This window comes from Mesorhizobium koreense, from assembly GCF_031656215.1.
GTDB lineage: Bacteria > Pseudomonadota > Alphaproteobacteria > Rhizobiales > Rhizobiaceae > Mesorhizobium_L > Mesorhizobium_L koreense.
In genome coordinates, this window is record NZ_CP134228.1 from 4,619,905 (window position 1) to 4,641,786 (window position 21,882).

A 21,882-nucleotide genomic window follows, 5' to 3' on the forward strand; every position below is an offset into this window, starting at 1 on the left:
CTTGAAGCCGGTGGCAATTGGCGCGTAGTTTTCCAAGCCAACCCGCCGACTATTTCCTCTGGCACCGGCGACGCTGAACGACAGGGCACCCGACATGGATTGGCTCTCGACCTTCCCGCATCTCAACGATGATCTCCTGCGGACGATCAAAAAGGCCATCGACGGCGGCTTCCGCGATTTCACGCGCGCCTGGGGCGACCCGATCGAATCCTTCTTCAGCCCGCTGCAATATTTCCTCATCCATTCCGAACGCTTCCTCACCCACACGCCATGGCCGATCATCCTGCTTCTGATCGCAGCGATCGCCTGGCTGGCGAGCCGTGACTGGAAGGTCGTCCTCGGCTCGGTCGTCACGCTGGTCGTCATCGGCCTGTTCGACATGTGGGACGACACGATGAAAACCATCTCCATGATCTTCGTCTCCACCGTGCTTTCGGTGGTGATCGGCATCCCGATCGGCATAGCCATGTCACGCTCGGATCGGTTCCAGAACATGATCAACCCGGTGCTCGACGTCATGCAGACCATGCCGAGCTTCGTCTACCTCATCCCGGTCGTGATGCTGCTCGGCATCGGCAAAGTGCCGGGATTGATCGCGGTGGTGGTCTATGCGATCCCGCCGGTGATCCGGCTCACCAATCTCGGCATAAGGCTGGTGGACAAGGATGTCCTCGAAGCGGCCGACGCCTATGGCTCATCCAGCTGGCAGAAGCTGAAGAACGTGCAGATGCCGCTCGCACTGCCGACCATCATGGCGGGCATCAACCAGACCATCATGATGGCGCTCGCGATGGTCGTCATCGCTGCCATGATCGGCGTCGAGGGCCTCGGTCAGCCGGTTCTGAAAGCCATCGCCAACCAGTATTTCACGCTCGGCGTCTTCAACGGGCTCGCCATCGTCGGCATCGCCATCATCTTCGACCGCGTCAGCCAGGCCTTCGGGCACCGGTTGCAGAAGCATCGGGAAATCGTCCATGGCTGACGACGCCGGAGCAGGTATCGAAATCAAGGCGCTCTACAAGATCTTCGGTCCCGAGGCAGCTTCCTGTGTCAAGCTCGTCAAGGAGGGCATGGCAAAGACGGAGTTGAACGAACGCCACGGCCACGTACTCGGCCTGAAGGATATCAACATCTCCATGTCGGCGGGCTGCATCCAGGTCGTCATGGGGCTGTCCGGCTCCGGCAAGTCGACGCTTATCCGCCACATCAACCGACTTATCGATCCTACGGCAGGCGAAGTGCTCGTCGGCGGCGTCGACGTGGTCAAGATGAACGAGACGGAGCTCAGGACTTTCCGCCGCAACAAGACCGCGATGGTGTTCCAGCGTTTCGCGCTCCTGCCGCACCGCACGGTGCTCGGCAACACCGTCTACGGGCTCGAAGTGCGCGGCATGCCTCGCGCCCAGCAGAACGAAGCGGCGATGCGCTGGATCGAACGCGTCGGCCTGAAGGGCTTCGAGGACCGTTACCCGAACCAGCTATCGGGCGGCATGCAGCAGCGCGTCGGCCTGGCGCGTGCGCTCGCAACTGATGCGCCGATCCTCCTGATGGACGAGGCTTTCTCCGCGCTCGACCCGCTGATCCGCACCGACATGCAATCCATCCTGCTCGAATTGCAGAAGGAAATCCGCAAGACCATCGTCTTCATCACGCACGACCTCGACGAAGCGCTGAGACTTGGGGACCGCATCGCCATCCTGCGCGACGGGGAGATCATCCAGCAGGGAACCGGCCAGGAGATCGTGCTGAAGCCGGCCGACAACTACATCGCCAAATTCGTGCAGGAAGTGAACCGAGGGCGTGTCCTGCTCGCCTCCTCGGTGATGACCCCCTCTGCCAAGAGCGGAGAGGCAATGGCTTACATGGACGGTCCAGTCATTGCGGCGGGCGCCACGCTGGAAGAGGCCCTCCAGGAAATGACGCATGCCGGCGCGCATGTGGCGCGGGTGGTCGATGGGAAGGACATGCAAGTCGGTCAATTGACCATGGACGCCGTCGTCTCCGCCATGGTTACGCCGGTGGAAAGCAACAGCACGAAAGCCGACGCCATGGAAGGTGCGGAGGCCGGCTGACCAGCCGACTGCATACCGCAAGGTGCACCAATCCCGGATCGTTGACAGGCCCAAGGCCATTCCATACGAACGATGATCTAATCCGATATCGTCAGGCCGGGAGGGACTTCCATGCGATCGAAGAATATATTTCATTCCATTCTTGCCGGAACGGGCGCCTTGGCGCTCGCGACCGGTTTAACGCCCTCGCCGGCCTCCGCCGCCGACGATTTGGTCGTCGGGCTCCTGCTGCCGTTTACGGGCCAGTATGCCTGGGTCGGCGCAAACGTCCAGCCGGTTGCCCAGATGATCGCGGACGAAGTCAACAAATCGGGCGGGATCGGCGGCAAGAAGATCACCTTCGTACAGGGAGACACGGAAGGCACGGTGGATGCCGGCACGACGGCCGCGCAAAAGCTGATCGACGTGAACAACGTGCTGGCGCTGGTCGGGCCGACTTCGCTCTCCATCAGCGGCTCCAAGCAGTTGATCGTCGACAACAAGGTGCCGATGGTGACGCCGACGGCGGGCAGCACAATCCTCGATAATCTGTGCAAGACCGTCTGCTTCCGTACCGTGCCCTCCGACTCGCTCGGCGGCCGCGCCATCGCACGAGCGGCGACGGACAGCAAATATCTCGGCGGGGGCAAGACCTGGGCGAAGCCGGCGCTCATGGTGGGCAAGTCGCCGGCTATGGTCTCCTTCGAGGCGCCCGTCCAGAAGTCCTTCTCGAAATACGGCACCGAAGTTGCCGAGACGGTCGAATACAGCCCCGACAAGCCGTCCTACCGCAGCGAGGTGCAGCAGGTTACTTCCGCACAGCCCGACGGCATCGTGCTTGTCGGTACGCCGGAGGACTCCGCCCGCATCATGACCAACGCCTTCCAGTCCGGCTACCAGGGCGGGTGGTTCGTGACGCAGGACCAGACCAATGACGATTTCATCAAGCTCGCGGGCGCGGAACTCGTCGAAGGCATATACGGTCTGGAGGAGGTCGCTTCCGCCGAGAGCGCGGACCGCAACCGCGTCTTCGAGGAAGCCTACAAGGCCTACAGTGGCAACCCGGTAAAGATCTTCGGCACCAACACCTATGACGCGATGAACGTGATCGCGCTTGCCATGGAACGGGCACAGGTTCACGGCGGTGAGATCACCCGCGCGACGATCGCCGACAACATCCGTAAGGTCGCCAATCCGGGAGATGGCAAGGTTGTCGTCACCGACTACGCCTCCGGCAAGAAGGCGCTCGAGGACGGAAAGGAAATCAACTACCAGGGCCTCGTCGGACCGATCGACTTCGACGAATATGGCAACATCACCGCGCCTTTCGGCATCCGTCAGGTGAAGGACGGAAAGTGGACGACCGTCGCCACGGTTCCGGCCGAAGCGCTGAACTAGTCGCTGTCGCATGCCCCGGAGGCTCACTGCTTCCGGGGCACGTCATTGGCCATGGCTCGGGCCGATTTCGCCTTTTATTTTTCTACCTTCCCTTGAGTATGCGCGCTTGCAGACGCTTGTTCAGACCCTGATCTTCGGTCTCGCGCTCGGCGGCGTCATCTCGCTCTGCGCCGTGGGGCTGACGCTTTCCTACGGCGTCACCGGCTTCATCAATTTCGCCTATGGCGAGTTCCTGACGCTCGGCGCGTATTTCGCCATGGCGCCGATGGCGGTCGGCGCCGGTCTATTGCCGGCACTCGTCGTTTCCATCGTCACGGTCGGACTAGCGGGCGTCTTCATCGCACGGATATTCTACGATCCGCTGATGCGGCGCGGGTTGCTGCCGCTTCTGGTGACCAGCGTCGGCATCGCCTTCGTGCTTAACAATCTCGTGCAAATGATCGCCGGAGCCAACCCCGAACGTTTCCCCGTTCCGCTGATGCGGCCGTGGATGTTCGGGCACGTCTTCGTGCCGCGCGAGCAGGTGATGATCCTCACGACGGCGCTGGCTGCCATGCTGATCGTGCATCTGATGCTGCGTTACACTCTGGCCGGCAAGAAGATGCGCGCAGTCGCGGACGATCCCGATCTGGCGCGCGCGGCAGGCGTCAGGATAAGGCGTGTGCTGTCAGCGACATGGTTCGTCAGCGCGGCGATCGGCGCGCTAGGCGGTGTACTGCTGGCCGTCACCCAGGTGACGTTCGGTCCGCAGATGGGCTGGCACTTCCTGCTGGTTGTCTTTTCGGCGGTGCTCCTCGGCGGCATCGGCAGCCCCTACGGCGCGATGATCGGCGGGCTTGTCATCGGCCTCGCGGTCGAACTCGGCGCCACCTACATCACGGCGGATTACTCCTATTCCTTCGCCTTCATCGTTCTGATCCTCGTTCTGATCTTCAGGCCGCGCGGGCTCGTCGGAGGCGCGCGCTGATGGACCTCACCGCCTTCTTCGTCGGCCTTGCGACACTCACCCTCATCTACGGCCTTCTCGCGGTCGGGCTGAACATGCAGTTCGGCTTCGCCGGCGTGATCAATTTCGGTTATGTCGCCTTTTTCGCCGTGGGCGCATTCGCGAGCGCCATCGTCACCCTGCCGCCGACCGGTAGCGCGGCCTATATCGCCGCATCGGCGAAATACAGCGTCGGCCTCGGCCAGCCTTTCCTGCTCGGCCTCATCGCGGCCGGGGTCGCCGGCGGGCTTCTGGCGCTTTTCATCGGCGCCATCAGCGTTCGGCTCGCAACGCATTATCTGGCCGTCGCCACCTTCGCCATGGCCGAAGTCGTGCAAGACGTGCTCACCAACGAAGACTGGCTGACGCGCGGCGAGTTCGGCATCGCGACCGTGCCACGGCCGGCCGAACAGTGGATCGGTACCGGCCCGCTCTACCAGGAATTCTACCTCGTCCTCACGCTCATCATCGTCGCGATCCTCTTCGCATTCGCCTACCGGCTCGGCGAGCAGCCCTTCGGGCGGCTCTTACGGGCCATCCGCGATGACGAAACGGCCGCCCGCGCGCTCGGCAAGTCCACCAGCACGGCCAAGCTGAAGGCGCTGATCGTCGGCGGGGTGCTCGGCGGCGCGGCGGGGAGCCTGTGGACGCATTCGCTGGGCGTCGTGCATGTCGGCCAGTTCGTGCCGATCATCACCTTCCAGATCTGGCTGGCGATGCTGCTTGGCGGTTCCGGTAACCATTGGGGCGTTCTGATCGGTGCACTGCTCCTCATCGTCATCCGCGAGGGAACGCGCTTCGTCGGCGACATTCCAGGCGTGGCCGCGCTTGTCGTCCATAATCCCGGATTCCTACCCTCCCTGCGCTTCGTGCTGATCGGGTTCCTCTTGATCGCCGTCGTCCGTTTCTTTCCCGGCGGTGTGTTGCCCGAGCGGATCAGGAAGGCGCCGCCGGCCGGCAAGGTCAGTCCGAGTGGCATTGGCACAACCGCTCAAGAAGAACACGAGCCTGCGGCTCCCGCCGAAAGTGCGCCGATCCTTTCTGTGTCAAATGTCTCACGTCATTTCGAGGGACTGGCAGCGGTGGATGGCGCCAGCTTCGAGGTGCGCCCGGGTACGATCACCGGGTTGATTGGGCCGAACGGTGCCGGCAAATCGACCATGATCAACCTGATCTCGGGCGCCGAACATCTGAATTCCGGCACGATAGCGTTCGAAGGACAGCGCATTTCCGGATTGCCGCCGGAAGCGATCGCCCGCCGCGGACTCTTGCGCACCTACCAGACGCCGCGCCTTTTCGCCGAAATGACAGTGTGGGAAAACCTGCTGGTGGCCGGTGCCGACGCCAATGTCGAGACGGTTGGGGCAGCCCTGCTGCCGCAGGAAGCGCGGCACGTGGCCGAGAAAGAGAATGCCGGGCGCGCCGAAGGGGTCCTCGCCTATCTCGAACTGACGGCCAAGCGCGATACGCTCGCCGGCGCGCTTTCGGGTGGCCAGCGCAAGCTCGTGTCGCTCGGACGGCTTTTGATGCAATCGCCGCGCATGATGCTGCTCGACGAACCGGCGGCGGGCGTCAATCCGCGCCTGGCGCGCGATCTCTTCGAGCGCATCGCCGAACTCAACCGGCAGGGCATGACATTCCTGATCGTCGAGCACGAGATGGAACTAATCATGCATTACTGCCACCACATCATCGTCATGCATCAGGGCCGCGTTCTGGCCGAAGGTCCACCCGATATCATCCGCGCCGACCCGAATGTCATCGAGGCCTATCTCGGAGGGGCGACATGAGCGCGCCTGCTCTGGAGGTTTCCGGGCTCGAAGCCGGCTACGGCGCGCTTCAGATCCTGTTCGGCGTCGATCTGACCGTCACGACGCACGAGCACGTGCTTGTCTTCGGGCCGAACGGCGCCGGCAAGAGCACCTTCGTGAAAGCGCTCGTCGGGCTGGTGCGGCCAAGCGCCGGCTCCATCCGGTTGAACGGGCGGGAAGTCGCGGGGGATGTGCCGGAAGACCTGATCGCCTCCGGCCTCGCCTATGTGCCTCAAGTCGGCAACGTCTTCCCCTCCCTCACCGTGCACGAAAACCTCGAAATCGGCAGTGCCGTCCTGCCGACGCGCCGCCGCGCCGGACGCATTGGGGCGATGTACGATCTCTTTCCGGTCCTTCGCCAGCGCCGGTCGCAATCGGCGGGCTCGATGTCGGGCGGAGAGCGGCAGATGCTCGCCGTCGCCCGCGCTCTCATCCCCGAACCGTCTCTCCTCATCCTCGACGAGCCTTCGGCGGGCGTCGCGCCGCGTCTGGTCGAGGAGATTTTCCGTATGGTATCCGGCCTGCGCGCTGTCGGCACGACCATCCTGATGGTCGAGCAGAACGCCAAACGCGCGCTCGCCCATGTCGATCGCGGCATCGTGCTGGAGAGCGGCCGCGTCCGCTTTGCCGACACGGCGGCAGCCCTCCTTGCCAGCGACGAGATCGACGCGCTTTATTTCGGCTCGAAGCGTGAATAGCAAACGAAAGGCCGGATAAATGAGCGGGATACCGACGGCGACGGCCTATCTGAACGAACTGGCGGAGCGTATCGGCGGCCTTCTGGACCGGAACACCGACGCCATCGCGGAAGCAGCGAAGGCTGTCGAGAAAACCGCGCTCGCGGACGGGCTCGTCTATATCTTCGGCACGGGGCACAGCCACATGCTCGCCGAAGAAGCGCATTACCGCGCCGGCGGGCTGGCGCTGACCGTGCCAATCCTGTCGGGAACGACGATGCTGCATGACGGCGCTGTCGCCGGCACAGTGTTCGAACGCATGCCGGGTGTCGTAGCCGCCATTTTCGCGCGCTACCCGATCGGGCCGAACGACGTGCTGGTCGTGGCCTCGAACAGCGGGGTCAACTCAGCGCCCGTCGAGGCGGCGAGGCTCGGCAAGGAGCGCGGCGCAATCGTCATCGCCATCACGTCCGAAGACTATTCAAAAGCCGCGGCCAAAGGCCGTCCGCGTCTCGCCGAGATCGCCGACATCGTCCTTGACAATGGTGCGCCGCCCGGCGACGCGGTCACGGAACTGCCCGACAGCACGTTGCGGGTCGGCCCGGTCTCCACGTCGATCGGTGCGGCTCTGGTCAATGCCGTCATGGCGGAAGCGGCCGCAAGATTGCAGAGCTCAAGCAAGGGCGCGCCGATCTATCTCAGCGCCAATATGCCCGGCGCGGCGGAGACCAACAAGGCACTCATTGCCCGCTACCGGTCACGCAACCCGCATCTTTAAGCGCTCCACAGGATTGTTGGTGATCGTCCTCGAAATTCGAGGCCGCCCGGAAATTGGCCTTTTGTCGCTATAGGCAGAAGCGCGGGCGGCCCAGGCAGAGCACAGAGGCCACGAAATTGCTGTTTGAGGAAAGACGCGACGCAAGGAATTGCTCGGATTTTCGAGAACGCCGGGAACAGACTGCATGAAAAGGCCGGTGCTCGGACTGAAACCCATTTCGGCAACCGGCAACAGCTTCGCCGGGCTATTTTCCCGGCATATCGACGATGCGAGCTTCGAGCGCGAGGCGTTCGAATGGGAAAAACTCGGGCACGGCCACTACGATGTCGTGGTCTTCCACTGGCCGACCGAATTTTTCCGACCGACCAGCCGGAAAGCAAGCCTTGCGCTGCTGGCCATGATGCTGCGGGACAAACTCCAGCACCGGACGAAGTTCGTGTGGGTCGTACACAATCTCGAACCGCATGACGGCGGCAGCGTGAAATCGCAACTGACGACTCGCCTGTTCCTGAGGCTGCTCAACGGCGTGATCGTCCTCTCGCGATACTCGCTCGATGAGCTTCACCGCCTTTATCCGCAAACCCGCTCCCTGCCAGCTCTGGTCACCGTGCACGGGCGCTACGAGCCGCTCGTCGGGCCGCCAAGCGATTTCGTTGCCGCCGAACGCCGCAACCGGTCGCTCTTCTTCGGCATGATCCGTGAATACAAGAACGTGGAACGGCTGGTTGCCGAGGCGCGCAAGGTTGAGCTCACGCCATTCTCGCTGACCGTCACCGGCGTGTGCCAGGACGAGGATCTGGAGGACAGGATTCGCATCGCGGCGGGCGAGGATATGCGGATCGACCTCGATATCCGAAACGGCTTCGTGCCCGACGGGGAACTGGAGCGCACAATCGACGCGCATGACGCGGTGGTGCTGCCCTACCGGAACATCCTGAACAGCGGCGTGGCGCTGCACGCACTGGGGCGCAACAAGCCGATCCTGGCACCCCGGATCGGCAGCCTGCCGGAACTGCAGCAGGAGTTGGGCGAGGAATGGGTGCATCTCTTCGACGGCGAGATAACAGCGGATCATATCACCCGTTTTCTCGCCTCGCTCGATGCCTGCACGTCGGGCGCTCCGGACCTTTCCGCCTATGAATGGCAGCGCGTCGGGAACGACGTGACCGGTTTCCTGCGATCGCTGGAGTAGCCTCTCAGCGATTCCAAAGGTCGTAAGGGAAGCTTGCTTTCAGGCGGGCGGTGTCGAACCGGATCGGATCGAATGGGCTTGCGCGCACCGCCTCCTCTCGGGATCGGGTGACGCGCAGCCCGGAACGACCAACGCCGAGGATATAGTCCTCATATTTGAAAAGGTTCTCCTCCTCCGACAGGCGCAGATAGGTGCACGGCACGCCGAAGGCATCCGCTACCACCAGTCCGTGTAGGGAGGTCGAGATGACGTGGCGCGCCCTCGATATCCGGCGCACGACCGACCACCACGGATCGAGTGGCGAAACCACGTTCTCCCAGCCCTCCATGGCGGGAAGATCGTGCAAATTTGGAACGAAGGCGACCGGATCGGCCTGCCCGGCTAGACGAGGAAAGCGGGACGGGAGCAACTCCGCGATCAGGATCGCAGGATCGCCGAAGATCTCAGGTGCCTCGATCCCCCGTTGGAGAAGGAAATCGCGGGTCAGCGGGCCGCGAACCGCGCGTATATCGAGTTGGCTGAAGGTATGGCGTTCGACCGGCACCTTGCCGTTCACGCCAGAGCCCCAGATAACGTCACCGTCGCGCGCGAAATGCAGGATGGAACCAACCGCCAGCAAGCGGATCGGAGTAGGCCGCTCCTCGCCGAGGAAGCAATCGGCGTCGGCAGCCATCTTGGTCACGATCACTGAAGAGAGATAGTCCCCGAAATTCACGCCGGCCGGCGACCGCCACCAGAACAACTCTATTCCGTGGGGCCGGTGTCCGGGTGTATGTCCAGCGGGCGGTCGGCTATCGGAACGCGCCAGATTGCCCACCGTGCGGATGAGTTCACGCATGCGCACAGAGCCTGTGAGCATCGAATTCATCGTGCTGTTCCAGCGGGGCCGAACGATCCAGCCATTCATGCGGCCTTTCCGAAAAATTCCCGCCGCGCCGAGTCGTCGACCAGCCGCAGACTTGAAAGGTTGCGCAGCATCCGGCGTGGTCTCTTCAGCGCCCCCCAATTCAGGAAGTAGCGCGAAAGCAAGCTTGGCGTGCCACTATGGGAGCCGCCATGGGCGACGCGATAGACCGCGCCGCGAAACGGCAGCTTCGCCAGCGGCGTGCCATGTTCGGCCAATATCTCGTTGATGCGATGGTGACTGCCCAGCATCGATTTGATCCATCCGGCGGGTGCGTCCTCGAACCGCTCGGGCAGGCGATAGAGGTCGGCCCTGACGATCAGGGACGTTCCGCAAACATGGTTGAAATCATCGTTCCCCAGAAGGAGCCTGCCACCATGGTCCCATATGTAGCCCCGGTCGATGATCCAGCCGTTCGCATCGCGGTTTTCCGATACGAAGCTGACCAGCCGCGAACTGACGAAGTCGTCGTCGTCGACAATCATGAAGAAACGGCTGTCGCGGGCACGCAGCATGCCCTTCAACACCCGCCTCCCCTTGTCGATGCGGAAGGCTTCGCGGAAATCCTCGACGTCGGCGTTGCCGCGCTCATGCATGTCGTTCGGCGGGAAGGTGACGCGCTCGACTTCGACCCGATCCGGCAGTTCGGGCAGTTCGGCGCCCTCGTTCGCCACGATGATCCCGCGCCACTCGCCGCTCGTCTGGTTCGCGATCGACGCGACGGTCTCGGCGAGGTTCGCCTTCAGGAGGCTCCAGTCGCGGGCGTTGTCCTGATGTCGAACCGGTATGATGAAGGTGAGGAGCGTCATCGAGAGCGATCTCCAAATTTTCTTGTTTGCATCGGACTTTTCAGGCGGCGAGGGCCATGCCGGCCCGACCTGCCGCCCATTCCAATCCGTTGTCGAGAGAGGAGGCCCGATAAGTCAATTCCGTCCCGCCGGAGAACGCGGCCATGAAACGAGCGATCTTGCCATAGCTGTTGTCGAGCACGGCATGCGGCCGTCCGATGAGCAGCGAGCAGATATGGACATGCAGCCGGTCGGTGACGATTGCCCGGCCGCGCGAAATCTGGCGAATGCCGCGGCGGAAGCGGTTGTGCGCCGCGGCATCCAGCTTGCGCAGCCTCATCTCGGCGGGCTTCAGAGCGAGGAGCGCCGAGGCCGCACCGGCGGCTTTCGACACCCGCACGCGGCGACGAGATTCAGTGATCCAGTCCTCGATCGGCAGACCGGGATAGAGTGAGCGATCCACCTCGCCCGTCTTCTCCAGATCGGCCCGCAGCATGGCCAGAACGGGGAACTCGGCGGCATTCGGCTCGACCATGCCGATCCAGAACGCCATGTCCGGGCAAAGGCGCACTTCGCAGTCGAAGCGCTTCCTGGCGAAATCCCTCGATTCCTCGTCGCGAACCAGGAGCAGGAAATTGCGATGCCGGCCAATTGCGCGCGCCGTCTGCTCGACACGTTGCTCCGAGCGATAATGGATCGACTGCGGGAACTGGATGACCCGCCGATGCGGGAACCGCTCCAGCACCTGTTCGCGGAAATCCTGGTGCGAGACCCACAGGTCGCCAAAATTGCCGCCGCCATGGATGAAGATCGGCCCTTCGGGAACAGCTCGCTCAAGCGCGTCCGGCGACAGGTCGCGCATACGTGAGACATAGGCCGGCCGCTTGCCGCGACTTGCCAGATACGCCATCTCGCCGAGCCAGATGGCGGAATCGCCGCAATTGCGGATATCGGGGAAATCCAGGATGGCCAGGGGCTCGTCTTCCCGAACATGATCCTTCAGGCAGTCGTCGATCATGCCCTTCATCTTCGCAATCAGGGCCAAGCTCGGTTGGGATCGCATCGTCGTTCTCCGTCCGTCGAGATTAGCGCTCATGCCGCGGGAAATTGCCGGACCGCGGGCCGGACACTTGACAGGATCTTCGCCAATATCCTCTGCACCTCCGTCTCGGGACCTTCGGGGCGTCCCATTGCCAACCAAAGAAGAAGCGTCGTTCCGCAATAGAGAGCGGCGCCGGACCCGACGAGAACGGCGAGATGCAGCACGAGCGCCGGCCGATCAACCGCCGCGTTCATCAATGTCGAGACGAACGATACGCCGGCCGCCATTGCAGCAACGCTCACAAGCGTCCGGCCATTGGCGGCCAGTTGTTTGAACACGCCGACGCCGATGAAACGCTTCACGAGGATCATGTTGACGAAGGCGCTCAAGAGGCCGGTGAAAACGCGGCCGAAGATGACGCCGTGCATTCCGTATGTGATCAGTCCGACAAAGATGATCGGCACGCGGACGAGCAACATCTGTGTGTCGCGCAGGAACAGGATCCGTGTCTCGCCCTTGGCCATGCCGAGCGGCTGCACCAGCGAGCCGAGGGTCTGGAGCGCATAGACGGAAGCAAGCGACTGGATGATGAAGATCGCCGGCGCCCACTTTTCACCGAGTGTCAGGCGGACCAGCGGATCGGCGATCACGGCAACGCCGATACCCGCGGGAAGCGCGATCGCCGAAACCAGCGCCTGCACGCGCTGATAGGCAGCGGCCAAACGTTTTGGGTCGTTGCGTATGCTGGCGAAGCTTGGGTAGATCGTCTGGGTCAGCGGCGCGGTCGCCTCACGGGTCGGCATCCGCGCGAGATTGCTGCCGACCGTGTAAAAGCCGAGGCTCGCGCCGCCTAGCACCTTGCCGATGAGAAGATAGTCGAAGCGCCAGTTCAGCGTGTTAGTGATCTGGCTCGCCGCCAGCCACGCGGAGAAGGAAAAGAACTCTCGCACATGGCTGAACGTGATCCTCGGACGGAAGGGCAGGACCAGATAGGAGATGAAGACGCTCGTCGCCTGGCTGACCAACGCTCCGATCACGAGCGCCCAATAGGTCTGGTAGATAATCGCGATCAGTACCGCGGCGACGAAGCCGGTGAATTTCTGCGAGACGCTGAGGACGAATTCCTGCCAGAAGATCAGGTCCCGCTGGAGCATCACCAGCCGCGGGTTGGCCAGGCCGCTCAGGAACACGCTTGCGCCCAGCGCCAGCATCACACCGAATAATCTCGGATCTTCATAGAGGATCGACGCCGGATAGGCAGCGGCGGAAAACAGGAGGCAAAGGATCAGCCCACGCGTCGCGTTGAGTGTCCAGGCGGCGCTGAAATGGGATTCCTGCGGCGCCTCGTGGCGGATCAGAGCCTGGGTGAGCGACAGTTCAGTGACGGTGGTGACGATGAGCAGCATCGTGGTCGCAAGCGCCACTAGGCCGAAATCGGACGGCGTCAGATACCATGCCAGCACAAAGGTGCTGAGCGTCGCCAAAAGGTTGACGACGGCTCGGGACAGGCTGAGCCACATGCTGCCCTTGATCAGCCGTCCTGTGATGCTGCTCATAAACCGAACCTGAAAATGCCGTTGTTGCTTTCCGGCGAGCGGCCGAAGCCTATGCCGCGATGGCGGCCGAGTTTCGTGTGGCCGTTTCAAGGACACCGAGGAAGGCGGAGAATTGATGCTCGGGGTCCATCTGGACGCGCGCTGCATAGCGCAGCGCCGCGGCCGAAAGGCGATCATAGCGGCTTTCATCACGCCAAAGCCGCCGCAGTTCGGACACCCACTCCTCAATGGGGGCATCATAGTCGAGCACGACGCCGCCTTCGCCGATCGCTTCCGGCAACCCACCACGACGCGAGCCGATCACGGGAATGCCACTGCAATGGGCCTCCGAAGCAACGCGCCCCCAGGCCTCTTCCCATTTGCTGGGCGCAAGAAGGATCCGGGTGCGGCCGTAGACGGTCTTCATATCGTCGGTGCGCCCTTCGAAAACCACGTTGCCGAGATGCGACAGCGTCCGCTCGACTTCGATGCGACGCTCGCCGTCCAGTTTCCAGCTTTCCACGAAAAGGAACGGGATTTCGGGACAGCGCCTGGCGATCTCGACGGCCTTTTCAAAGCCCTTTTCGGTGTAGGGATTGATGAAGGTAACGTATTGCCTCGACGTCTTCGTTCGGTACTTCTCCGGGTCGATCGTGGGCGGGATGACGGTGGAGCGGATGCCAAACCGCGCCCGATAGGCACGCGCGGTGAATTCGGAATTGGCGATGAAATGCGCGCCCCTGAGTTCCGACGGATCGCCCGCCAGTTCATTAAATTCGACGTTCCTGAGATAGACGACCAGAGGCACGCCAGCGGCTTCCAGCGCTTTTCCCAGCGGGACGGATTTATGGCATTGGACGACGGCGACGTCGGGAGTAACGCGCGAAACCGCGAAGGGCACCGCCTCGCAAGGAAACCATGCGCGCACCACCGGATAGCCGGGGAAACGGTCCATCACGGCCCCTTGCCGCAAAAGCTTCAACTTGATGCGCGCGGCCATGCCGAAGACCCCGTCGCCGAAAAGCGCGGCGAGAACGGAGGCCTCATGCCCATGGCTTCGAAGTTGTTCTACGAGATGATGCGTACTCGATTGAACGCCGCCATGAAATTCAGGATAATACCCATTGCCGCCGGCAAACAGGATTCTCATCGTGCCGCTGCTCACTCTCCGCCCCCGGCCCAAGGGTAAAGAGGAAAAACGCCCGCAGGCGCCCGCGACCTCGAAAGGGGGCCGCGGATTGTTGCCATGAGGTATTGCACCGCACAATATGGCAGCCTCATGACGCCGCCCCGCAACGGGGATGCGGCTTGGGCATTCATGCATGCAGTTTGTGGAAAAAGCAGGGCTCGACGCGAATTTTCCGAGAGCCTCCGGGACGAGTGAAGTCATGGATAGACGTATCGGGAGAATGCTTTTCCGGCGAGGCAGGCCTTTGCGATGAGGCTTGGCAGGCTACTCGCTCCGCGCGGACAAAGAGAAGTCCGCCGACGCGTCTCGGTGCCGGCAGTCGATCGGGTCGTCTATGCGGTTGGAGACGTTCACGGCTGCCTCGACGAATTGCTGGAACTCGAAGCCATGATCGTCGCCGACAGCGCCGACCTGCCGGCAAGCAAGCTGATCGTCATGCTGGGCGACTATGTCGATCGCGGCCCCTCGTCGGCACAAGTGCTCGACCATCTGATGGCGCCGCCGCCTGTCGGCTTCGAGCGCATCTGCCTTGCCGGCAATCACGAGATCGCCATGCTCGACTATCTCGAGGAACGGATCAGCCGGCGGGAATGGCTAAGGATGGGCGCATCGCCCACCTTGACATCCTACGGACTGGACTATGAGCGGCTCAAGGCGATCTACAAGACCGACAGCGACATTGACGGCATGATCCGCGCCACGATACCGGCTTCGCAACGCAATTTCCTGCGTTCGCTGCCCCTCATGGCGACATTTGCGCGCTTCGTATTCGTTCATGCCGGCATCCGGCCGGAACGGGAACCGGACCGGCAGACCGACGAGGATCTCGTTATGATCCGGGCCGATTTTTACGAGCACGCCCATCTATTGAGGCATTACGTCGTCCATGGCCACACGCCGGTCGAGCAGGCGACACGCTACGGGCGACGCATCAATATCGACACCGGCGCCTATTTCAGCGGACGGCTGACCGCGCTTCGCATATGGAGGAATCGCGGCCGTTTCATCGTGACAGGGGCTGAAGCCTCTCAAATCGAGTCCGCAGGCTCCCGATAATACGAGGAATACTTGTCGAGATAGTGTTCCGCCGCGCCGTAAGTCCCATAACGGCCAAGCCTCTTGGTATCCGTCTTGTTCAGCACCACGCCGAGCACCTTCGCCGCGATCTGGGGCTCGTTCTGCAATGCGGTGCGCACGAGGTTTCTCGGCGTGGCTCCCCATTCGGCCACCAGGACAAAACCGTCGACATGCTGCTCGAAAGCCTTTGCGTCCACCACCGGACCGAAGGGCGGCAGGTCCACGATGATGTAATTGTACGAACCGCGGGCGGCATTGATGAGGTTTGCCATGCCCGGCCCGGAAAGCAGCTCGCTTGTATGCGACAGCCGGCCGCCGAGCACATTCGGAATGATCGACAGCCTCGTCCCGCTCGTGACCTTGACGACGTTCTGCCAGCGCTCCTCCCCGAGGATCGCTTCGACCAGCCCGGCTTCGGGTGCGATGGAAAGGGCACGACTCAGCCCCGGATTGCGCATGTCGCCATCGATGAGAAGCGTCCTGGCGCCCGTCGCGGCGCACAGTTCGGCGAAGTTGGCCGCAACCGTGGTCTTGCCCTCACGCGGCAGGACCGAGATGAAGCTGATGAGCTTGCACGGCCTGCCGTGTAATACGATGTCGACACCGAGCTTTATGTTGCGCAGCGTCTCCGCGAAGGAGGAAGCGGGCGCTCGCGACGCTATCCTAAGCGGGCTGGGCGTTTGCGAAGACGGTGTGCCGACGGCCGGGGGATCGTCCTTCCTTGCGTGAGCGACCCGCCGCCCAAGCCTGGGCAGATAACCGAAGAAATTGAGGTTGAGCATGTCGCGGACATCCTCGCCGGTCCGGAAGAAACGCTCGCGGAACTCCTGGACCGCGCCGATGCCGGCTCCGGCAAACATGCCAAGTATGATCGACAGACCGAGCACCAGGATCTTCCTCGGGCTCGAGGGTGATTTGGGATCGATGGCATCCGATATGACCCGCGCCTTTGCGATCGGGAAGGACCCCTGCTGCAAAGCCTCGGCGTTCCGCGAAAGGAAATCCCTGTAGAGCGTCGAGAGCGCGTCCGCCCTCTGCTCGAGATTCTTCAGTTGCACCATGGACTGGCTGTCCGTGGTGTTCTGGCCCGTGAGTTTGGACACGTTCTGCCGGAGCGATTCCTCACGCGCCTTTGCAACCTGGTATTCGTTGCGATAACTCTCTGTGAGTTGCTGAAGTTCGTGATAGATCTGCTTCTCAAGGTCGGCCTGCTGGGCGCGCAACGCCACCGCCTGCGGGTGATCCTCGCCAAAGCGTGACGCGACTTCCTGCTCGCGCCGGGTGATGTCTAGATAGCGCGCCTTGAGATCGTTGATGATGGCGTTGTTGCTGCCGCCAACGGATTTGTCGGTCGGTACCGTCGCATTCTTCACCGCGTTGTCCGGCCCGCTGTCTACGATCGCCTTGAACTGGCTGTAGCGCGCGAAGGCGTTCGCGGTGTCGGCCTGGGCCAGGATTAATTGCTTGTTGAGGTCCGAGAGCTGCTGATCGGACAGCAATTCGCCGCTGGTCGAGGTGAGGCCGTGCGCGGCACGGTATTTTTCGGCTTCGAGCGCTGCTTGCTGCGAACGTTCGCGAAGGTCGTCGATCCGCCCCTGCAGCCATATCGAAGCCTGTTCGGTCGCGTCGAAATTGGCATTGAGCTGGTCGGTCAGATACGCCTTGGCGTACGCCCTCGCGATGCTGCCGGAAAGCTGCGGATCGTTGGCCAGGTAGGAGAGTTCGATGACATTGCTGTGGCCGACGCGGGTAACGGTCAAATTGGACTGCAGAACCTCAACGGCCCTCTGCACCTTCGCTTCGGCCGGCGAGATACCGCCCTTACCCGTCCCTTCGGATCTGGGCAGGAACCAGCGAATCACACCTTTGACCTCGCCTTTCGCCCAGTCGAGCGGAGACTGCGGCGGATAAAGGAAGGCGTTGTTCTGGTCGAGTTTCTCGGCCGCCACGACCGAGCGCGCCAGCTTTTCCGACTTCATGATCTCGACCTGGCTGTAGACCTGCGCATCCAGTTGCGCGGCGGCGGGCGCGGGGCTCGCCGTATCCTGCGCATATTTCTGCATACTGTCGTCAATCAGGACATCGGTGACGGACGTATATTCCGGCGGCGTGACGAGGAGATAGAGGACGCCGAGCACAAGCCCGGCAATCGCGCAAAGGATGACAATCCACACACGACGCTGCGCGATGGCGAGCAGCTGTTCGAGGTCGATGAACTCGTTCGCCTGCTCGGGCGTTGGCCGGAACGGGCCGCTCAATGGTTGATTCCGCTGGTACATGACCGGGAAAATCGCCTTACGTTCATTGCTGTTCATGTCGATAGCCCCTTGGAAAGGGCCAGCTCGTCATTCCGCGGCTACCCGCCCCGCCTGTCGAAAAGGCCGCATGACGCGCCGAAGCCTGACCGAGATCGGCATCCCGAGAAGCCGGACGGCCGCCGGATCGCGGATCGCGGTGGCCGCTGCCTTGAGCGCGGCGCGATCCTTCAGGTGGCCAATCAAAGACAGGTAGGACGCCGCCTTGCGCAAATTGCGGGTGCGTCTTGTCTGGACTCGACGTGCCGTGGGGTCCAACGCATGACCGCGCAGGAACGCCTTATCCGCCTCAAGCATGGCTTCGACATGGCGAAGCTCAAGCACGCGCGAGATCGAACCCGGCCGGATATGATAAACATAGAACGGCTCAGGCTCCACGGCGCAACGGCCGCCCTCGGCCAGCGCCGAAGCCAGAAACAGATAGTCTTCGCCGATACGGAGCGTTTCGGCATAGCGCAGTGCGTGCCGCTCTAAAAAATCACGCCTGATGACCGGCTTCATATAACCGAGGGAAAATTTCTCCTCGAAGAGAAGGTTTCCGGCGATGAAATCGGCCAGCATCATTTCCGGCATCGCCTGAAGGCGCTCGATCCCAAACATGGGCATGCTCGTACCGGCCGCTTCGTCGATCACATCGAGATTGTCGACCACGACCTCGGAACCGGTCTCCGCCGCACGCTGAAGCAGGCGCGCCATGCGATCGGGACGGACCGTGTCGTCGGCATCGAGCACCGCGATCCAGTGGCCGCGCGCCGCGTCGAGCCCCGCGTTGCGCGCGCCACCCGGACCGCGATTACTGTCGAGCCGGATGACACGAACGCGCTCATCCGGAAAGCCTTCGGCGATGGCGGCGGTGCCGTCGCTGGAACAGTCGTCGACGATCACCACTTCGACGCCGACGCTTTCCTGGGCAAGCGCGCTCCCGATCGCGCGGGCGATCGTCTCTTCGGCGTTGAAGGCCGCAATCAGGAATGTCACGTCAATCGACATTGCCATGCGCTCCCACGGGCTGGTCGCCGTACTGGATGATCTCGCGGACTCCAAGCAGGCCGCTTACGACGCCGGCATGCATGATGCCGCGCAACAGCGAACGGTTGCGCTTTTCCGCACTCAGCACTGTCAGTGCCATAGCGGCCAGGCAATAGGCGGTCTTGGCACCGGCGAAGCCAATTTCGCGTGCCATGGCCGCGCCGCTTCTGTTTCTTGCCAGAAGGCGTCCGTGTGTCTGCCCCATTCGGAACCGCCGTTTCGCTAGCCATGCGAACCGGGCCCGATCCACCGGAACCGGCTCATAGACGATTGCTTCGGGCGCGAATGCGACCGTGCCGCCGGCTTCATGAAGGCGCGCGAAATATTCCGTGTCCTCGCCTCCCGAGCGGCCGAGCGCAAGATTGAACCGGCGGCCCGCAAGCTTCGGCGATGACCGATGCAGGAGGACGTTGCAGGTGTAGCCCGTGCGTATCTCGCCCCGAACCCAGACCGGCAGGGTCGAATGGAAGTCGCCACGCTTCATCCAGCGGGGCGCATCGTCGCCATAAACGGCTCGGACCGGGCCCAACACGGCATCCGCGCCGGTCTCGGCGGCGCTGCGCAAAAGCTCGATCAACCAATCGGGCGAAACCATCTCGTCGTCGTCGACGAAGGCAAGCAGGTCGCCGGTCGCGGCATCAAGACAGGCGTTGCGGGCGAGCGAAATGTTCGACGCCGGGCAATGCAGATAGGAGATATTGAACGGCAGAAGCGAAGCCAGCCGGTAAACGAGATCGCGCGCGCTCGGCACGGCATCGTTGTCCGCGACGACGATGCGGACGACCGCGCCATCAGGCACATTCAGCGCTCCAATGGAACGCAGCGTATCCTCCAATCCCGGCCGGCGGTAAGTACAGACGGATATGTCGATCCGCACGCCGGCCCCGCGCATATCCTGCAAATCCGCTGTCATGCGCGTGTCTCGCGCCTGCGGAAGGCGAGGAGTTCACGCCAGAAGCCGGCCGACCAGGCGAGGTGCATGACCATCGCGGAAAACCCGGCCAACGGTCCGTGAGGATCACGCTGGCGAATGGCGATCCATCCTCCATAGCCGAGGCATAGCGCGGCCCACATTCCAGCCGGCAGCAGCGCGGCCCAGTTCAGGAGCGCAAGCGAGGCTCCGGCAACCGCCGGAGCGACAAGCAGCGGGATCATCTGGCGGCCCTTCGGCACGACCCGATGCTTCAATATATTCCTGGCGCGTCCCCTTCCGTAGCCGAGATATTGGCGGAAGAGCGACGTCACCGAGGCACGCGGATAGTAAACCATGTGGGTTTTCTCCGTCAGCCAGATGCGATAGCCGGCTTCGGTCAGCCGGTAGTCGAATTCCGCATCCTCGTTGTGGCTGAAGCTCTCGTCGTAACCGCCGACCGCCCGGAATGGTTCCACCCGGATGAGGGCATGATGGCCGTGATCCGCCCATCGCCCTTTCGAGACCAGGCGGTGCGCGGAGCCGCCATTGCCCAGCCTTGAATTCTGCGCGACGGCTGTCGCTCTCTGGAAAACTCCAGCGCCCCGGGTCTCCATCGCCACGACGACGGCGTCTGCCCCCGTCGCGTCGGCTTCCTCGACCAGCCGTTCGCAATAATCGTCCGGATAGTCGCCATGGGCATCGATCCGGATAAGGCTTTCAAATCCGCCGCCGAGCTTCTCCACCGCGAGGTTCACGGCCGCGCTCTGGATCTTCTTCTCATTGTCGAGAAGATGCAGACGGGGGTTGGATACGGCCATTTCACCAACGATCTCTCTTGTGCCGTCTCGGCTTCCGCCATCGACCACCAGAATCGTCATGTCCAGCCGCTCGGCCGAAGAGGAAACCCGGTCGATCACGGACGCTATGTGGCCGGCCTCATCGAGGCAGGGAATGACGATCATCGCGGGCTTTGCGTTTGGCATCCGCGGTTTGCCCGCCCTATCGCTTGTTCCTGCCATGGCTACGCGGCCTGCAGGACGGGATCGCCTGCCTTTTCCGGGCTGAGCGCCGCAAGCCGCGCAACCAGCGCACGACAATCGCGGAGATCGCAGACCCAGGTGGAGCGATCTTCGGCAAGTATTTTGCCGCGCATCTGCGCATAGGCATCACGATCGATGGAACCGAGGCATTCGGCCAGCGCGCGCGGAGAGGCATCGTCGATGAGAAAGCCCATATGGCGGTCGGAGAGGAAGCGGCCGGTCTCCGTCCGTCGCATTGCGACAGGCACCGCGCCATATCGGCAGCCCTCGAAAAGCCGATTGGGCAACAGCCAGTTCGAATTCAATCCTTCCTCGAAAAAGTCTATCGCCCAGGCGAAATGGACGGTGCCGTAGATACCGGGAAGATCTTCCGGATTCCTGTAGGCACCTTCGAAGCGCATGAACGGCTCTGCGGTCACGAAACCGTCGAAGCCGGAGAATTCCGAATAAGCGGGGCGGCCGCGCAGGACGATTTCGAACCGTCCTTCCATGCGTCGCGTAAATTCCGCCAGCAATCCCAGCGATTTACGGCAGCGTAGCGCTCCGAACCAGCCGATGGTCCAAGGCTCATCCGCGGCTGGCAGTGCGGGGTGCACGTCGAACGAAGAGGGCTGCTCGACCAGTTCCAGAACCTTGTTCTGGAGAAGCGTGACCGGCGCGTCCATCTGCTCGAAACGCCGAAAATACTCGCGCACGAAGGCCGGGGAACTCGTCAGGAGAAGCGATGCCTTACGGCCGAGTGCCCGCTCGGCGCTACGCATGGACCGGGAGACGCCGTTTTCGCCCAGCATCAGACGATGAATGTCGAGGCACTCATAAACGATCGGAATCTCGGCCGAGAAAAGTGATCTGGCACGTACGGCCAGCGCCAGCATTTCAAGGTTGCGGCCAATGATGACATCGGGTCGTGAGACCCGCTTCAGCTTAGGGCCGAGAGCCACGGCGGCGGCGGCGACCGCCTTCAGCCGTTGAACGAACTTCCCATCCGCGGTCCGCCCGAGATCGATCGGCTGCAGGCGCTCCAATCCAGCGGGGAGGCCCGGCGCGCGCCGGAAGCCGGCGAGCGTCACGATAGCCCCGCCAGCCTCGAGCATCATTACCCTGCGGCGAACCGCGGGATCGGCGAGATCATGCACGAAATAGAGCACACGCAGCATG

The 21,882-nt window shown here is 62.7% G+C and carries 19 protein-coding genes; 9 read left to right on the forward strand and 10 right to left on the reverse strand.

The window, feature by feature from the left end:
• The first annotated feature begins 94 nt into the window (after positions 1-94).
• The 8 genes from RBH77_RS22050 to RBH77_RS22085 all read left to right on the forward strand — a co-directional run bounded on the left by RBH77_RS22050 (position 95) and on the right by RBH77_RS22085 (position 8,892).
• Positions 95-982, forward strand: a complete 888-nt coding sequence (locus tag RBH77_RS22050) for an ABC transporter permease (protein WP_311029710.1) — start codon at positions 95-97, stop codon at positions 980-982.
• Positions 975-2,072, forward strand: a complete 1,098-nt coding sequence (locus RBH77_RS22055; RefSeq protein ID WP_311029711.1) for a quaternary amine ABC transporter ATP-binding protein — start codon at positions 975-977, stop codon at positions 2,070-2,072. The genes RBH77_RS22050 and RBH77_RS22055 overlap by 8 nt, the downstream gene beginning before the upstream one ends.
• Before the next feature lie 111 nt (positions 2,073-2,183).
• Positions 2,184-3,449, forward strand: a complete 1,266-nt coding sequence (locus RBH77_RS22060; protein WP_311029712.1) for an ABC transporter substrate-binding protein — start codon at positions 2,184-2,186, stop codon at positions 3,447-3,449.
• Positions 3,450-3,555: 106 nt separating this feature from the next.
• Positions 3,556-4,416, forward strand: coding sequence for a branched-chain amino acid ABC transporter permease (locus tag RBH77_RS22065; RefSeq protein ID WP_311029714.1), 861 nt, complete (start codon positions 3,556-3,558; stop codon positions 4,414-4,416).
• The gene (locus RBH77_RS22070) at positions 4,416-6,224 is read left to right on the forward strand and encodes a branched-chain amino acid ABC transporter ATP-binding protein/permease (RefSeq protein WP_311029715.1); all 1,809 of its coding nucleotides are present in this window, start codon (positions 4,416-4,418) and stop codon (positions 6,222-6,224) included. The genes RBH77_RS22065 and RBH77_RS22070 overlap by 1 nt, the downstream gene beginning before the upstream one ends.
• A complete protein-coding gene (locus RBH77_RS22075) occupies positions 6,221-6,943 on the forward strand; it encodes an ABC transporter ATP-binding protein (protein ID WP_311029716.1) in 723 nt (240 codons plus the stop codon). Before RBH77_RS22070 ends, RBH77_RS22075 begins: the two co-directional genes overlap by 4 nt.
• A 19-nt stretch (positions 6,944-6,962) precedes the next feature.
• Positions 6,963-7,700, forward strand: coding sequence for an SIS domain-containing protein (locus tag RBH77_RS22080; protein ID WP_311029717.1), 738 nt, complete (start codon positions 6,963-6,965; stop codon positions 7,698-7,700).
• Between the two features lie 184 nt (positions 7,701-7,884).
• On the forward strand, positions 7,885-8,892 hold the full coding sequence (locus RBH77_RS22085) for a glycosyltransferase family protein (RefSeq protein ID WP_311029719.1): 1,008 nt from the start codon (positions 7,885-7,887) through the stop codon (positions 8,890-8,892).
• Between the two features lie 4 nt (positions 8,893-8,896).
• Here RBH77_RS22085 and RBH77_RS22090 read toward each other — a convergent pair whose 3' ends face one another.
• The 5 genes from RBH77_RS22090 to RBH77_RS22110 are packed head-to-tail and all read right to left on the reverse strand — an operon-like array spanning position 8,897 to position 14,311.
• A complete protein-coding gene (locus tag RBH77_RS22090; RefSeq protein ID WP_311029720.1) occupies positions 8,897-9,760 on the reverse strand; it encodes a polysaccharide pyruvyl transferase family protein in 864 nt (287 codons plus the stop codon).
• Between the two features lie 35 nt (positions 9,761-9,795).
• Positions 9,796-10,605 (reverse strand): galactosyl transferase, encoded by an 810-nt coding sequence (locus RBH77_RS22095; RefSeq protein ID WP_311029721.1) that lies wholly within the window; start codon positions 10,603-10,605, stop codon positions 9,796-9,798.
• A 40-nt stretch (positions 10,606-10,645) separates the two neighbouring features.
• Positions 10,646-11,647, reverse strand: a complete 1,002-nt coding sequence (locus RBH77_RS22100; protein ID WP_311029722.1) for a polysaccharide pyruvyl transferase family protein — start codon at positions 11,645-11,647, stop codon at positions 10,646-10,648.
• A gap of 29 nt (positions 11,648-11,676) precedes the next feature.
• The gene (locus tag RBH77_RS22105; protein ID WP_311029723.1) at positions 11,677-13,182 is read right to left on the reverse strand and encodes a lipopolysaccharide biosynthesis protein; all 1,506 of its coding nucleotides are present in this window, start codon (positions 13,180-13,182) and stop codon (positions 11,677-11,679) included.
• A 49-nt stretch (positions 13,183-13,231) separates the two neighbouring features.
• Positions 13,232-14,311, reverse strand: a complete 1,080-nt coding sequence (locus RBH77_RS22110) for a glycosyltransferase (protein WP_311029724.1) — start codon at positions 14,309-14,311, stop codon at positions 13,232-13,234.
• A gap of 348 nt (positions 14,312-14,659) precedes the next feature.
• On the opposite strand from RBH77_RS22110, the gene RBH77_RS22115 reads away from it, so the two are divergent.
• Positions 14,660-15,406 (forward strand): metallophosphoesterase family protein, encoded by a 747-nt coding sequence (locus RBH77_RS22115; protein WP_311029725.1) that lies wholly within the window; start codon positions 14,660-14,662, stop codon positions 15,404-15,406.
• Here RBH77_RS22115 and RBH77_RS22120 read toward each other — a convergent pair.
• From RBH77_RS22120 to RBH77_RS22140, 5 genes are all read right to left on the reverse strand, one after another.
• Positions 15,379-17,706 (reverse strand): polysaccharide biosynthesis tyrosine autokinase, encoded by a 2,328-nt coding sequence (locus tag RBH77_RS22120; protein ID WP_371832893.1) that lies wholly within the window; start codon positions 17,704-17,706, stop codon positions 15,379-15,381. The two genes, RBH77_RS22115 and RBH77_RS22120, sit on opposite strands and share 28 nt — an antisense overlap.
• 66 nt (positions 17,707-17,772) lie before the next feature.
• Positions 17,773-18,732, reverse strand: a complete 960-nt coding sequence (locus tag RBH77_RS22125; protein WP_311029727.1) for a glycosyltransferase family 2 protein — start codon at positions 18,730-18,732, stop codon at positions 17,773-17,775.
• The gene (locus tag RBH77_RS22130; protein ID WP_311029728.1) at positions 18,722-19,684 is read right to left on the reverse strand and encodes a glycosyltransferase family 2 protein; all 963 of its coding nucleotides are present in this window, start codon (positions 19,682-19,684) and stop codon (positions 18,722-18,724) included. The genes RBH77_RS22125 and RBH77_RS22130 overlap by 11 nt, the downstream gene beginning before the upstream one ends.
• Positions 19,681-20,667, reverse strand: coding sequence for a glycosyltransferase family 2 protein (locus tag RBH77_RS22135; protein ID WP_311029729.1), 987 nt, complete (start codon positions 20,665-20,667; stop codon positions 19,681-19,683). The genes RBH77_RS22130 and RBH77_RS22135 overlap by 4 nt, the downstream gene beginning before the upstream one ends.
• Positions 20,668-20,705: 38 nt before the next feature.
• A complete protein-coding gene (locus RBH77_RS22140; RefSeq protein WP_311029730.1) occupies positions 20,706-21,881 on the reverse strand; it encodes a glycosyltransferase in 1,176 nt (391 codons plus the stop codon).
• Position 21,882 lies beyond the last annotated feature (1 nt).

Excerpts from the sequence above, each read along its gene's own strand:
- RBH77_RS22050 (WP_311029710.1), top strand. The coding sequence starts at position 95 with ATGGATTGGCTCTCGACCTTCCCGCATCTCAACGATGATCTCCTGCGG.
- RBH77_RS22055 (WP_311029711.1), top strand. The coding sequence starts at position 975 with ATGGCTGACGACGCCGGAGCAGGTATCGAAATCAAGGCGCTCTACAAG.
- RBH77_RS22060 (WP_311029712.1), top strand. The coding sequence starts at position 2,184 with ATGCGATCGAAGAATATATTTCATTCCATTCTTGCCGGAACGGGCGCC.
- RBH77_RS22070 (WP_311029715.1), top strand. The coding sequence starts at position 4,416 with ATGGACCTCACCGCCTTCTTCGTCGGCCTTGCGACACTCACCCTCATC.
- RBH77_RS22075 (WP_311029716.1), top strand. The coding sequence starts at position 6,221 with ATGAGCGCGCCTGCTCTGGAGGTTTCCGGGCTCGAAGCCGGCTACGGC.
- RBH77_RS22080 (WP_311029717.1), top strand. The coding sequence starts at position 6,963 with ATGAGCGGGATACCGACGGCGACGGCCTATCTGAACGAACTGGCGGAG.
- RBH77_RS22085 (WP_311029719.1), top strand. The coding sequence starts at position 7,885 with ATGAAAAGGCCGGTGCTCGGACTGAAACCCATTTCGGCAACCGGCAAC.
- RBH77_RS22090 (WP_311029720.1), bottom strand. The coding sequence starts at position 9,760 with ATGAATTCGATGCTCACAGGCTCTGTGCGCATGCGTGAACTCATCCGC.
- RBH77_RS22095 (WP_311029721.1), bottom strand. The coding sequence starts at position 10,605 with ATGACGCTCCTCACCTTCATCATACCGGTTCGACATCAGGACAACGCC.
- RBH77_RS22100 (WP_311029722.1), bottom strand. The coding sequence starts at position 11,647 with ATGCGATCCCAACCGAGCTTGGCCCTGATTGCGAAGATGAAGGGCATG.
- RBH77_RS22105 (WP_311029723.1), bottom strand. The coding sequence starts at position 13,182 with ATGAGCAGCATCACAGGACGGCTGATCAAGGGCAGCATGTGGCTCAGC.
- RBH77_RS22110 (WP_311029724.1), bottom strand. The coding sequence starts at position 14,311 with ATGAGAATCCTGTTTGCCGGCGGCAATGGGTATTATCCTGAATTTCAT.
- RBH77_RS22120 (WP_371832893.1), bottom strand. The coding sequence starts at position 17,706 with ATGTACCAGCGGAATCAACCATTGAGCGGCCCGTTCCGGCCAACGCCC.
- RBH77_RS22125 (WP_311029727.1), bottom strand. The coding sequence starts at position 18,732 with ATGTCGATTGACGTGACATTCCTGATTGCGGCCTTCAACGCCGAAGAG.
- RBH77_RS22130 (WP_311029728.1), bottom strand. The coding sequence starts at position 19,684 with ATGACAGCGGATTTGCAGGATATGCGCGGGGCCGGCGTGCGGATCGAC.
- RBH77_RS22135 (WP_311029729.1), bottom strand. The coding sequence starts at position 20,667 with ATGCCAAACGCAAAGCCCGCGATGATCGTCATTCCCTGCCTCGATGAG.
- RBH77_RS22140 (WP_311029730.1), bottom strand. The coding sequence starts at position 21,881 with ATGCTGCGTGTGCTCTATTTCGTGCATGATCTCGCCGATCCCGCGGTT.